This window comes from Inhella sp. (assembly GCF_027532025.1).
Classification (GTDB): Bacteria; Pseudomonadota; Gammaproteobacteria; order Burkholderiales; family Burkholderiaceae_C; genus Inhella.
The window spans coordinates 87,285-99,728 of record NZ_JAPZSY010000003.1; the positions used below are offsets into that span (position 1 = coordinate 87,285).

Annotated in this window: 12 protein-coding genes and 1 pseudogene; 8 read left to right on the forward strand and 5 right to left on the reverse strand. The window is 69.7% G+C overall.

Annotated elements, in window-relative coordinates; translation table 11 throughout:
* Positions 1-48 precede the first annotated feature (48 nt).
* Complete coding sequence (locus tag O9335_RS01035) at positions 49-1,212, forward strand: S41 family peptidase (RefSeq protein WP_298382207.1); 1,164 nt, start codon at positions 49-51, stop codon at positions 1,210-1,212.
* A gap of 315 nt (positions 1,213-1,527) precedes the next feature.
* Here the strand turns inward: O9335_RS01035 and O9335_RS01040 are convergent.
* A pseudogene (locus O9335_RS01040) lies at positions 1,528-1,620 on the reverse strand (DUF1697 domain-containing protein); the annotation flags it as partial.
* Positions 1,621-1,834: 214 nt separating this feature from the next.
* Here O9335_RS01040 and O9335_RS01045 point away from each other — a divergent pair.
* The 4 genes from O9335_RS01045 to O9335_RS01060 all read left to right on the forward strand — a co-directional run bounded on the left by O9335_RS01045 (position 1,835) and on the right by O9335_RS01060 (position 4,087).
* Positions 1,835-2,257: a hypothetical protein gene (locus tag O9335_RS01045; protein ID WP_298382210.1), complete on the forward strand. Its 423-nt coding sequence runs from the start codon at positions 1,835-1,837 to the stop codon at positions 2,255-2,257.
* A 33-nt stretch (positions 2,258-2,290) separates the two neighbouring features.
* Positions 2,291-2,668 (forward strand): hypothetical protein, encoded by a 378-nt coding sequence (locus O9335_RS01050; RefSeq protein ID WP_298382213.1) that lies wholly within the window; start codon positions 2,291-2,293, stop codon positions 2,666-2,668.
* A 37-nt stretch (positions 2,669-2,705) separates the two neighbouring features.
* Complete coding sequence (locus O9335_RS01055) at positions 2,706-3,098, forward strand: hypothetical protein (protein ID WP_298382216.1); 393 nt, start codon at positions 2,706-2,708, stop codon at positions 3,096-3,098.
* 215 nt (positions 3,099-3,313) lie between these two features.
* Positions 3,314-4,087 (forward strand): hypothetical protein, encoded by a 774-nt coding sequence (locus tag O9335_RS01060; protein ID WP_298382217.1) that lies wholly within the window; start codon positions 3,314-3,316, stop codon positions 4,085-4,087.
* A gap of 91 nt (positions 4,088-4,178) precedes the next feature.
* On the opposite strand, the gene O9335_RS01065 is transcribed toward O9335_RS01060, so the two are convergent.
* From O9335_RS01065 to O9335_RS01080, 4 genes are all read right to left on the reverse strand, one after another.
* Entirely contained in the window at positions 4,179-4,346 is a 168-nt protein-coding gene (locus O9335_RS01065; protein ID WP_298382219.1) for a hypothetical protein, read from the reverse strand.
* A 194-nt stretch (positions 4,347-4,540) separates the two neighbouring features.
* Positions 4,541-6,109, reverse strand: a complete 1,569-nt coding sequence (locus O9335_RS01070; RefSeq protein WP_298382221.1) for a hypothetical protein — start codon at positions 6,107-6,109, stop codon at positions 4,541-4,543.
* A 111-nt stretch (positions 6,110-6,220) separates the two neighbouring features.
* Positions 6,221-7,729, reverse strand: coding sequence for an SH3 domain-containing protein (locus O9335_RS01075; protein ID WP_298382223.1), 1,509 nt, complete (start codon positions 7,727-7,729; stop codon positions 6,221-6,223).
* 3 nt (positions 7,730-7,732) lie between these two features.
* Positions 7,733-8,989: an SPFH domain-containing protein gene (locus O9335_RS01080; protein WP_298382227.1), complete on the reverse strand. Its 1,257-nt coding sequence runs from the start codon at positions 8,987-8,989 to the stop codon at positions 7,733-7,735.
* A gap of 160 nt (positions 8,990-9,149) precedes the next feature.
* On the opposite strand from O9335_RS01080, the gene O9335_RS01085 reads away from it, so the two are divergent.
* The 3 genes from O9335_RS01085 to O9335_RS01095 are packed head-to-tail and all read left to right on the forward strand — an operon-like array spanning position 9,150 to position 12,444.
* The gene (locus O9335_RS01085; RefSeq protein WP_298382230.1) at positions 9,150-9,845 is read left to right on the forward strand and encodes a response regulator transcription factor; all 696 of its coding nucleotides are present in this window, start codon (positions 9,150-9,152) and stop codon (positions 9,843-9,845) included.
* Positions 9,842-11,887 carry a HAMP domain-containing sensor histidine kinase gene (locus tag O9335_RS01090; RefSeq protein ID WP_298382233.1) on the forward strand — a complete coding sequence of 682 codons (2,046 nt, stop codon included), beginning with the start codon at positions 9,842-9,844 and terminating at the stop codon, positions 11,885-11,887. The genes O9335_RS01085 and O9335_RS01090 overlap by 4 nt, the downstream gene beginning before the upstream one ends.
* Positions 11,888-11,931: 44 nt before the next feature.
* Positions 11,932-12,444 (forward strand): TlpA disulfide reductase family protein, encoded by a 513-nt coding sequence (locus O9335_RS01095; RefSeq protein WP_298382236.1) that lies wholly within the window; start codon positions 11,932-11,934, stop codon positions 12,442-12,444.

Here is a 12,444-nt window from a genome sequence, read left to right on the forward strand (position 1 = left end):
CATGGCCACAATGCCGCCGCTTCACACCCTTCGACCGTTCACCAGCCCATGAAGACCTGCTTTGCCACAGCCCTGATCGCCGGGGCCCTGGGCCGTCGTTTGGCTTGGTACGGGGCCGGTGCTCTGGGCTTGCTCTTCACACTGCCGACCCCGGCCGCGGAACCCGCAACCCCCAGCGCCTTGCCCCTGCCGGCCATGCGCGCCCTGGCCGACACCTACGGCCGCGTGCGCCAACTGCGCCCCGACGCGCCCCCGCCCGAGCAGCTGCTGCTGGGCGCCATGAACGGCATGCTCCGCGGATGGGCCGACGGCGACGGCGCCGTGTGGTCGCCCGAGGACCTGGCCCGCCAGAGTGCCGCCGCCTCGAAGGGCTCGCGCGGCTTGGGCTGGGCCATCGGCGTGCGCGACGGCCACCTCGTCGTGGAGCACCTGCACCCGCGCGGCCCCGCAGCCCAAGCCGGGCTGCGCGTGGGCGACCGCCTGATCGCCTTGAACGGCCAAGGCCCTTCCCTGGGTGCGGCCCAACGGCAAGCATGGACGGATGCGGAGTCCCTGCACGTCACCGTGTGGCGGCCCTCGGCCGAGACCCTGCTGTCGGTTCGCTTGCAGGCCGCCGACCTGCCGGCGCCGACGTGGCAGCTGCGACGCAGCGCCCCTGGCGTGCTTCACCTCACGCCGCCCGATTGGCAGGCCACCGCGGCCACCGACCTGTCGCGCCAACTGGACGCCGCCCAGCGCGAGGCGCCGTTTCGCCGCTTGGTGCTGGACCTGCGCGGGCACAGCGGCGGCGTGCTGAGCGCCGCCGCCGACGTGGCCGCGATGTTCCTGCCCGAAGGCAGCCCGGTGGCCGCCTTGCAGACCATGGCCGGGGGCGCTTCGGAGCCGCTGCAAGGCCGAGCGCCCCAACGCAGCAGCCCCGCGTGGCGCACGCTGCCCCTGGTGGTTCGCGTGGACGAGAGCACCGCTGCCGGCGCCGAGCTGGTGGCCGCCGCACTGCAAGACGCCGGCCGCGCCACCGTGGTGGGCCGCCCCACCCTGGGCCACACGCGCATCCGCACGCTGACGGCCCTGCCCGAGGGCTACGCCCTGTCGCTGGTCACCCACCGCTGGGTGCGCCCGAACACGGAACGCGCCCAGCGCGACGTCGGTGTGCAGCCGGACTGGTCGCTACAGACCGACGCTGAGCTGGACGCTTGGCTGACCAGCCGCTGATCTCGCGATGCACTGGGGCTTGACCTTGGGACTGGCCGCGTTGGCAGGTTGGGTGGGCGTGCTGCTGTGGCGCGAGCAAGAGCGCGTGGAGGCGGAGCGCCTGATGCGCTTTCGCCAAGCGGCCGATGAACAGTTCCGCCATCTGGTCGTGCCCTCGGCCAACCCCCGCCTGCACTTCGACGGGATGCAGGTCACCGAGGTGATGGACGAAGAGACCTTGCGCTACATGAACAAGAACCTGGTCGGTATCGAGCTGACCCGCTACTCACGGAACGCAGCCGGCGAGTACTTCATGTTCGTGCACAACCCCGAGGGCAAGCCCTCGGCCAAGGCGCGAAGTTCAGCCATGGGCAAGAGGCCGGTGCCGCCAACGTTGACGGCGCGCAGCAGGGCGAGGTGGGTGGGCATGGTGGCGATTGTGGGCATGGCCGAAGGCTTGATCGCTGGCACTTTCTGCCTCGCCACCGCTGCGCATGGGACAGGCTGCACCTGCCTGCAGAATGGCGCCGAAGCTTGATCCGCAACTCGCCAGCACCGTGCACTGAGCTGCACCCCTGAGGCGTTGCGGCGGCTGGCATTCAATCCACGGACCCACTTCCCCTGCCCTAGCCCTTCGCACCGCATGCAAGACGCCCCCATCAACTACGCGCTCCAGTACCGCCGCTTCTGGGTTTTCTATGCATGGGCCATGTTGGCAGCGCTGCTCTGGTCCTACGGCTCCACTTTGCTGGACGTGTGGGCTAGCAAGGCCAGCATGTCTTCATTCACCCAATTGGTGATCCCGTCTTTGGCGCTTTGGGTTCTGTTTGGCTTTGTCGCGCAGAAGCGAGTGGCGCCGAGATGGCTGTGCCTGGCGGTGCTGGGCCTTTCGTGGCTGGGCCTGCTGCTGGCCACCGCGCTCCTCGGCCTTTCGGGAGCTCGATCTGGACAGTTCAGTCCTCTGCTGGCGCTGGCGGGCGTCTGGCTGCTCCTTGGGCCCCAGATGTTTGCCATGCACAAGTACGTGGATGCCAGTCCCCACATCTGGCAGACGCAGTCCGGCTGAGCGCGTGCCCAGCGACCTAGAAGCGCTGCCTCCATGCTTGAGATCGTCTTCGAAATCGTCGGTGAGTTCATCCTTCAAGTGTTGGGCGAGGCCCTTGTGGAGCTGGGACTTCATTCCCTGGGTGAGCCCTTTCGCCGACCGCCCAACCCCTGGCTGGCTGCGCTGGGGTACGCGCTGTTCGGCGCCATCCTGGGTGGCCTGAGCCTCTTGGCGTTTCCCAACAACCTGGTGCCGGAAGCTTGGCGCGTCGCCAACCTCGTGGCCACGCCAGTGGCCGTTGGGGGTGTCATGGCGGGGATGGGGGCTTGGCGCGCCCGCCGCGGGCAGCCCGTGCTGCGCATCGACAAGTTTGCTTACGGTTTTCTCTTCGCTCTGGCTTTGGCGCTCGTGCGCTACTTCTTCGCGGCGTGACGTCTTGCAGGGCATGCCTCTTTCTATGAACCAGCCAATGCCAATTGCCATCCGTCTGGTGTTCGCCATCTGCCTTTCTGGGCTGCTGCTGCACCTTTTCACGGTGACCTTCCGCGCCGAGGGTGATTTGGATTGGGCAGGCTTGGGTTTCTTGGCAGGACTTTTGGTCTGGTCGCTCGTTCCGTACTTGGTATGGGCTTCGGTTGCGCTGATGAAACGACACATGGACCCAGCCATTGGTGGAGCGGCGGCCACCTTGGGTTTTGATCTGTACATGCATTACAGCGTTTTCGTGTCGCCGACGGGGTCAACGGCGGCTCTAGGGCTGTTGTTTGCACCTTTGTGGAACCTCCTCCTGTTTGGACCGATCGGAGCTGCCACTTCTTGGCTGCTTCTTTCGCTGGCACGGCGCATTCGCCGTTCAACTTGACGCCTGTCCACTGCCGATCCGTGCTGGCCGCCTCATCGGTAGCTCCGAAAGAACTCACCTGACCGCGCCCGCCGGGCAGCCCTGACTCTGGGCCACACTCTCGCCCCCCGATTAGCGAACCTGCGAACGCACGAAGGCGGCGATGTCCGAATGTTTCGTTGAACGCCAACGGTGCAAGCACAACACGCCTAGGCCCCATCCAAACCCAAGACCCCATGCGCCGCTTCATCGTCCTTTCGTTACTCGCTTTGCTTCTTACTGGCTGCTCCCAAGAGGCCCTGTTTGAAAGATTTGTTCCCCAAGAGGAATCGGCTCTTGCAAAGGAACTCATTGCCAAGATGGCCGCCAAAGATTTCGCAGCGGTCGAATCGCGCTTGGCCGGCCCACTCAAGACTCCTGACCTCCGGGAGAAGCTGGAACAGATGTCCAGCTTGCTGCCTCCCGAGCCCCCAAAGTCTGTAAAAACTGTCGGTGCCAACACGAGCACTTCGAGTGCCGCCACAACCTACAACCTGACCTACGAGTACGAGTACCCAGATCGCTGGATCATTGCAACCACAGTGCTGGAACGCCGCGACGGGCAGTTGATCTTGGAAGGCATTCACTTCATGCCAAGTTCCCAGTCGCTTGCAGCAACGAACGCGTTCACGTTCAAGGGCAAGGGAATTGCGCACTACACGGTGTTCGCGCTGGCCATTGCCATTCCACTCTTCATCGTCTACGCACTTTTCGTTTGCGCTCGTACCAAGCTCCCAAAGCGCAAGTGGTTGTGGCTCTTGTTCGTTGCCGCAGGTGTGGTGCAGTTCCAGTTCGATTGGACGAGCGGCGCCTGGGGTGTTCAACCCATCAGCTTCGCCCTACTCGGCGCAGGTTTTGCAAAGGCGGGACCGGTCGCCCCTTACGTCTTCACGCTGGCCTTCCCGCTCGGCGCCATCGTGTTCTTGCTCAAACGTCGCTCGATGCTGAAAGCCGCGGCCGTTGAGAACTGAAAGCCAGTATTCAAACGCTTGGCCCATCAACGACAGTGACCACCCTGGTTTGACGGTCACTGCTTGGTCCCGCCTAGCGATCGGCCTGCCCTCACCGCGCCAACGGACTCCCCGCCTTCCATGCCGCATCGGCGCTGCGCTGGAACGCCGCCAAGGGCATGGGTTCGGTGGCCCAGCGCTGGGGCTGCACGAAGTCGTTGCCGTAGACCTCGAAGCGGCGCAGCACCTTGCCCTCGGCCGCGGCCTCGCCAGCACGCAAAAGATCGATGACATTCGCAATTCACGAATTGCGAATGTCGACCGATCATGAACCTCAAACTTCATGACGCGCCGGCGCTGCTGAGGGCGATGGCCCAACTTCAGGAGCGATGGGTCCCCGCCGCATTGGGCCAGACTTTGTCGCTCAATGCGGCGGGACCCAAGCCAGACCGCCGCCGTGCGCCTTGCCGCTAGCTAGCCGCGACGGAACGGCGGCGCAAAACCGCGAAGCGCGTCATCGCACGCATGGAGCTTGGCGTCCGCGCCGATCAGCGCGCGGACCTGCGTCACAAAGTCCCGCGCGCGCTCGGCTTGGCCGATTTGCACCATAGCGGCCACGGCGGGTGCAGCCTCGCGGTCGGCGAAGGCCTGGGCCGAACGCCGGGTCTCTTCGACGCTCCGGTCGCTTCGACTGCTTTCCGACAGACCATTGAAGGTGCGTTGGATGGCGGCCAGTGCCTGCTTCGCGTCGAAATGCTGCATCGCGAGTGAGGCGTTTCCAGCCGCCACCAGGGCGGGCAAGGCTCTTGAAACGAAGGCTGGGAGGTCGGCGGGCCGATGCATCTGCAGCCACAGGGCGGTGGCAGCACTGCCGGAGGGATCGGCCAAGTGCTCCTCCAACCGCACCAGGTCGCGCACGACTTCACGCTGTGCGGGGCCGCCGGCGCGAACTTGGGCCGCTGCCGCATCGCGCGCCTCGCGCATGTCCTGCAGCGCGGGCGGGTACAGCTCGCCCAGCGCGCGCCATGCTGACAGTTGGAACGACAAGCGCACCCCGCTGTGCGCCTGATCGATCCCCAAGGCATGGGTGAAGTACCAGCGGTGGTAGGCCGCCACTTGGGCGTAACGGCCAGCCGCCAAGTCAGCACGGGCTTGCCGATCCAAAACGTCCAAGTCGGGCTGGGCCGGGGGCGTCCACACCGGCTCGAGCTTGGGTGCTGGCAAGTCACCCAAGTTGCCAAACCGAGGCGCCTGCCCCGCCAGGGCGGCCAAAGTGACGGGCAGCGCGGCCTCCGCGCCCAGCAAGGCTTGGGCGCTGGTGGCCAGGGCCATGGCGCGGTCGAATGCACCGCCCTTGACCAAGGCGGCCACGGTGGGGGCGACCTGGCGGTCCATGCTCTCTTGGGCGTGGCGAATGCGGTCCTGCTCGGTCCATTGCGGGAGCCCGTAGCGGGGATCCATGCCCACCTCTTGCGTGCGCTTGGCGTCCCGCAGCAGCTCGTCGGTGTCGATGAACGGCAGCGCCATCGCCACGCGGTTGGTCGCCACCAACGCGGGCAGGGCCAAGGGCGCGAAGGTCCGGGCGTCGGCCGGGCGGCGCTCCAGCAGCCACGCAAAGGTGTCCGCGGTAGCGTGCGGTTCGCTCAAGTGGGCGTTCAGGGACTCCAGTTCGTTCATGGTCCTACGCGACCCGTAGCCGCCGGCACGGACCTTGGCCGCCGCACGGTCGCGCGCGTCGCGCAGGTCGAGCAGGGCTGGCGGGTGCTTCTCGCCCACCAGCCGCCAATAGGTCAGGGCGTACGAGAGCCGGACGCCGCCGTGGCCGCCTGCGTTGCGGCTCATTTCGTGATAACGCTTGAGGAGCCCAGCGGCCGCCTCCCACTCGCCCTTCGCGGTGGCCTCCTGGGCCTGTTGGAACAGCGAATCCACCTCTTTCGCCGACGGCACGATCCACGGTGTCGATTGACCCATGGCAACGCCGCTGCAGAACATCAAAGCGAACAGCCAACGCGAGCGCGTTGGCTTGACGGAGATTGGATTCATGGAGCCTCCCTGGAAGCGCCGCTGGGTGGCGCGATCGCGCGGGATTGTGGCCGAGCTGGCGAGGCCTCCAACCCCCCAAGCTGGATGGGGTCGGGGGCCGCTTTCAACGCCTCAGCGCGCCAACGGACTCCCCGCCTTCCACGCCGCATCGGCGCTGCGCTGGAACGCCGCCAGCGGCGAGGGCTCGGTGGCCCAGCGCAGGGGCTGCACGAAGTCATTGCCGTAGACCTCGAATCGGCGCAGCACCTTGCCCTCGGCCGCGGCCTCGCGGGCGACGAGGAGTTGCAGGCCGTCTTTGTTCGGCGACCAGCCGGCGAACTCGGCCATGCCCAGGCCGGGCACGGCGGCGCTGGGGGGCAGGACTTGCACGGTGCCGTCGGTCCCCAAGCGCCAGAGTTCGGTCCAGCCGTCCAGGGGCTGCACGGCGAGCACGAGGGAACGGCCGTCGGGGCTGAGGCGGGCGCTAGTGGCGTGCACCCAGGCGTGGGTGCAGCGCTGCACGGTGTCGAGCCACTTGCCCTCGGGATTCGGGTGCTGCCAGCGAAGGCAGGTCTCGCCCGGCGTGGCGCCGGCGCTCAAGCTCAGCTGGCCTTGCCCCAAGCGCTGCTCGCGCACGGCGGGGCGGGCGGCCCACCGCATGGGGGCCATGCGCAGCGCGGCCTCGCGCAGGGCGGGGGCGTCGTCGTCACTCAGCTCGGCGGGCAGCAGCTGGGTCCAGGCGGCCAGGGCCTGGCCGGCGGGGGCGGTGGCGTCGGTGCCGCGCTGGGAGAAGGCCAGGCTGCTGAGCACGCCCACGCGGCGCAGCAGCAGGCGGTTGCGCAGGGGGCCGGGCAGCTCGGTCAGGTGGATGCCGTCCAGCGCTTGGGCGCGGGCGGCGTGCACCGCCGCCCACTGGTGGGCCGGGGTGTCGGCGCTCAGGCACTCGGGGCGGGTCAGGGCCAGGGCGGCGCGGGCTTGTTGGTCGGGGCGAGCCGCGGGGTGGCCGCGCAGCAGGCGGGCGGGCTCGGTGTTGGCGCACAGGCGTTGGGTGCCGTCTGCCAGGGGCACGGGGCGCAGAGGGTAGCCGTAGCGGGCCGCTACTTCGGCCTGCGCGGCGGCGCTGCTTTGCTGGCCGGGCGTGGCGGCGGCCTGGGCGCGTTCGGCCAGGCGTTCGTTCACCTCCACCAGCGCGTCCAGCAGCTCGGCGCCGGCGGGGCCGGTGAGCCAGTCGGCCGGGGCGCGTTCGATCACGGCGGCGGCCAGGCCCAGGCCCAGCGCTTCGGCGCCGGGTTGGCGGCGCACCAGGCGCAGCTGGGCGCTGAGCTCGGGCAGCGCGGTGCTGCCGTCCGTCAGGGGCAGCAGGCGATCGGCGCGCACGAAGCCGCCGCGCTCGCGGCGGTGGTCCCACACCTGCAGCCAGTCGCCCTGGGTGCCGCGCACCTCCAGCGCTTCACCGCGGGTGAGCGGGGTGAGCAGGGGCGCGGCGTCCTTGGGCGCGGCGCGCAGGGCGCTGCCGTCTTGCAGCACCAGGGCCGAGGCAGCGTGGGCGGGCTGTGGCAGCAGCAAGGCCAGGGCGATGGCGGCGCTGGAAGCGAGGGCCACGGCAGTGGCTTGGGCCAGTGTGTGACGGAGGTTCGGCATGGCTCATTCCTCCGAGGTGGTTTGTGCGCCAGCAGCCGGGGCGGGCGGGGTGTCCAACGGGCCACCCATCAGGCTGCCGGCGATGCCGGGGGGCGCGACGATGACGCGCACCTTGTCGCTGAGCTTGTCGGCCAGGGTCTTCTGCACCAGCAGCGGGTGCTTGGTGATGAGGCGGCCTTCGCGCTCCATCTGCACGGCGTTGACCTTGCCGATTTCGGCGATGCGGTAGGCCTCGGCGTCGGCCAGCTTTTGGCGCGCCTTGGCCTCGCCCTCGGCCTCGATCTGGCGGGCTTGTGCCGCGCCTTCGGCGAGCTTGACGCGCGACTGGCGCTCGGCCTCGGCTTCGAGCTGGCGCTGCTCGATCTGGCGCTGCTTGAAGGGCAGCACGTGCTTCATGGCTTCTTCTTGGCCCTTGGCCTGGATGAGTTGCTCGCGAGCGGCGGCCTCGGCGGCGATCTCGCGGTTGCGGCGCTCGGTGTTGGCGTTGATCTCGGCCTCTTGGCCTTGCTTGGCGCGCAGCTCCAGGGTGAAGCGCATCTTGTCGGCGGCCAGGCCTTCGGCCAGCAGCGCGTCCATGCCCCGGCGGTAGTCGGCCGGCAGGTCCACGGCGCCGAAGTTCAGGCCCTTGAGCACGATGCCGTCGGCGGCCAGTTGGGTGCGCAGCTCGGCCTCGACGCGGCGCTGGATCTCGGCGCGCTGGCTGCTGAACAGCTCGCGCACCGTGTGCTGTGCCACGTGCTTGTAGAGGATGGAGGCCAGCGCGGGCTCGACGAGTTCGGCGTCGATGCGCTCGGGCAGCTTGCGGGCCAGCATGGGCAGCTGCTTGGGGTCCAGGCCCAAGCGCAGGCTCACCTCCAGGCCCACCGACAGGCCTTCCACGGTTTGCAGGGCCTGTGCGCTGTCGGCGCGCTTCAGGCCTTGGGCCTGCAGCACCCAGTCGCGGGCTGGCAGCAGGCGGGCTTCGTGCACGCCGGGCAGCACCCAGGCGCGGCCCTCAATGAGCACGCCGACGCCGCCCGTCCACGTGTTCGTGCGCACCAGCTGCTGGCCGCGGGGGATGGTTTGCGTTTGCTGGCTCAACCACCAAGCGCCACCGCCCAGCGCGGCCACGGCGGCCAGGGGCAGCAGGGCGCGGCGCAGGGGCGGCAGGGTGTGACGGGCCAGGCTCTCGGCGGCGTCCAGCAGGCGTTGGCCCGTGGTGGGCGTCATCGGGATCGGGGTGGCGGTGGTGTCGTTCAGCGGGTCGTTCGAGGCGGTCATGGAAGCTCTCCTTGGAGCGGGTGGTCGATGGGTCTCACTGTCCGGCCGACCCCCCGGAGCGCGCCAGGGCGCCGCGGGGTGGGAGTGGGGCGTGGCGCGGAAGAAAACTTCCGCACGGGGCGGCCGCCGCCAATGCGACGATCTCGGCGTGAGCACGCCCATGACCCCTCCCACCTTGCGCATCGCCGTCGTCGAAGACGACCCCCCCACCAGCGACCAGCTCGTGCGCTGGCTGCGCGCCGCCCAGCCGCAGGCGCAGATCGACACCTACTTCGACCGCGACGGCGCCGAGGCCGGCTTGCAGCGCGAGCGCTACGACCTGGTCACTCTGGACCTGGAGTTGGGCCGCGAGCGGCACGCGGGCATCGCCCTCATCAACCTGTTGAACAAGCGCGGCCAGGGCACGCCGGTGCTGGTGGTCAGCGCCATGCCGGCGGCGGTGTACCGCTCCATCATGAAGGCGCTGGACGCCTGGGATTACCTGCAGAAAACCCAGTTCGACGAGGCCGAGTTCATCGACACCGTGCTGGCCTTGGTCCGCCAGACGCGGCAATCCACCGCCCCTGCGAGCGACGACGCCCCCACGCTGGACCCGCTGTGGCAGCGCACGCCGCTGTGGCGCGGCCAGAAGCTGAACCTGCCGCTGACGGCGCAGCGCATCCTGGCCACGCTGTTGGAACACCGCGGCGAGGTGGTGGCCTACGAGACCCTGTTCGACGCCGTGAAGAGCGGCCGCAGCCGCGACAACGTGCGCAAGCACATCGCCACCATCCGCGACGCGCTGCGCGAGGTGGACCCGGCGTTCGACGGCATCGAGAGCGTGCCCATGCGGGGCTTTCGCTGGTCGGCGCGGTGAACCGCTTCAACCCGCACCTGCCTCGGCTGCCGCGCTTGCCGCTGGCAGCGTTTCGGCGCCGCGCGCTGCTGCGCGCTGTGTTCGTGCTGCTGCTGGCCGGCAGTGCGTTTTTGGTTCTGCAGCTGCTGACCGACGAGCGCCAGCGCCTGCAGCGCGCCTACGAGGCCGGCTTTCGCGGCCAGCTGGACGTGCTGGCCGAGCGCCTGCGCCACCCCAGCGGGCAATTGGCCCTGCGCAACGCCGGCCGCCCGGCTGACACCGCCCAGGGCAGCGTGCCGCTGCGACTGCCCTTTGGCGCCATCGACTTCGACGACCCGGCCAAGGCCGAGCGCGCGGTGGAGATGAGCGGCTGCTCGCAGCGCCACGCCGACGGCAGCGAGGCTTGCATCGCCGTGGGCCAGCGCGCCAGCGCCGGGGCCTTCGTGTACGCCGTGGTGCGCTTGCAAGCCGGACCCTTGCTGGGCCGCGCGCCCGGACAAACCGCCTTGGACGAGGTGCACCGCGCCCAAGTGCTGCTGACCCACGCCGGCCAGCGGCAGCGCTGGCTGGCGCCGCTGGAGCTGCTGAGCGAGCGCCGCGGCCAACTCGCCGGCTTTGCGACGGACGCCGACGCGCTGGACCCTCGCGCCCGCCCCGACCGCGACTTCCGCGGTTGGCTCTGGCAAGAGCCCGCCTGCGTGCAAGACGGCGACGACCCCGCCACCTGCGCGCGCCGCACCCTGCTCACGCTGCGCGTGCCCGTGGCCGCCTGGCGCGAGGCCGCGCGCGCTGGCGCCGCTTGGCCACCGGCCGACCTGCCCCAGTTGCGTGTGGCCGTGCAGCTGCTGGGCCCAGATCCGCAAACGGGCCTGCTGTTCGACAGCCTGCGCGCCAGCGCCAGCCCTGCGCCCTCGGTGGGCGACCTGGCCGCCAACCTGCAAGCCGGCGAGCTGCTCACGGTGTTCGCCGCCCAGGGCGAGACCCCCATCGCCCGCGTGCAAGGCCCGGCGCCCGCAGGGCAAGCGGCCTACCCTTGGCTCACGCGCCTGATCCGCCGCTTGCCCGCGGCCCGGCTGGAGGGCCCACTGCAGGCCGAGGCCACGCTGCCCAGCGGCCACCGCCTGCGCCTGGAGGGCGACCTCAAGAGCGTGGACCGCACGCTCAGCGCCACGGCCACGCGCTACGCCAGCTACTTCGGGGGGCTGGCGGGGGCCATCGCGTTGGCCTGGTTGATCGTCGAGATCGGCCTGCTGCGCCGCATGGCGCAACTCACCCGCCGCGCCAACGCGCTGACCTTGCAGCTTCAGCGCGCGCCCGACCAACTGCCGCCGCTGGACGTGGACGACCTGAAGGGCCGCGACGAGCTGGGCATCTTGGCTGGCACCCTGAGTGAGCTGCTGGCCCGCGCCCGCGAGCACCTGCGCGGCGAGCAGCTGCGCGCCCACCAAGAGCGCGAGCAATGGCAGGCCGTGGGCCACGAAATCATGAGCCCGCTGCAAAGCCTGTTGGCCCTGCACGGGGCGGACGACGACACCAGCCGCCGCTACTTGCTGCGCATGCAAGCCGCGCTGAACCTGCTGTACGGCCAGGCCTCGGTGGGCGAGGCCATGACCCAGGCCCAGGTGCAGCGCGAGCGCCTGGACCTGGCCGACTTCCTGCGCCAGGTGGCCGCCAATGCGCCCTACGCCGGCATCGAGGGCGTGGTGGCCGAAGGCTGCGACGCGCCCTGCGAGGTCTACGCCGACGCGCTCAAGCTCGAAGACGCGCTGACGCACCTGCTGACCAACGCCCAGCGCTACCGCCTGCCCGGCACGCCGATCGTGCTGCACCTGCTCGCAGGCGCTGAGACGGCGCAGGTCGAGGTGCACAACCAAGGCCCGACCATCGACCCCGCGCGCTTGGACACCCTGTTCGAGTTGGGCGCGGGCGACGCCGAAGGCCCCACCCACCGCGGCCAAGGCCTGTTCATCGCCCGCGGCTACCTGGCCAAAATGGGCGGCACCATCGAGGTTCGCAACGCCGCCGATGGCGTGGTCTTCACCCTGCGCCTGCCCCGGCCCTGAAGGCCAAAGTCAACGGCCTGACCCCGCCCCCCGTTCGAGACCCCATGCAACGTCGCTCCCTTTTGGCCACCGCCGCCCTGCTGCCGGTGGGCGCCGCCCAAGCCGGTCTGATGGACTGGTTCAACAGCGTCCAGGTCGGCCAGGTGCTGCCCCCGCACGCGCTGCGCTACGAGCCCCCCACGCCGGCCGACACCCGCTGGCAGGGCAAGCTGGTGCTGATCGACTTTTGGGCCACGTGGTGCGGGCCTTGCAAAACCGCCATGCCCCACCTCAATGCCTTGCACGCCCGCTACCGCGACCGCGGCCTGCTGGTGGTGGGTGTCACCCGCGAGCCGCCCGAGGTGGTGCGGCCCTTCCGCCAGCAAGTGGCCATGGACTACGCCGTGGCCTGCGAAGGCCAGCCCAGCTTGTCCGACCAGCTCAAGGTGCGCGCCTTGCCCTACTCGTTGATGACCAACGACCAAGGTCGCGTGCTCTGGCGCGGCCAGCCCATGGCCATCACGCCCGCCTTGGTGGAGGCCTTCTTGCCCGAGCCGGCGGCGGCGCCCGCGGGCTGA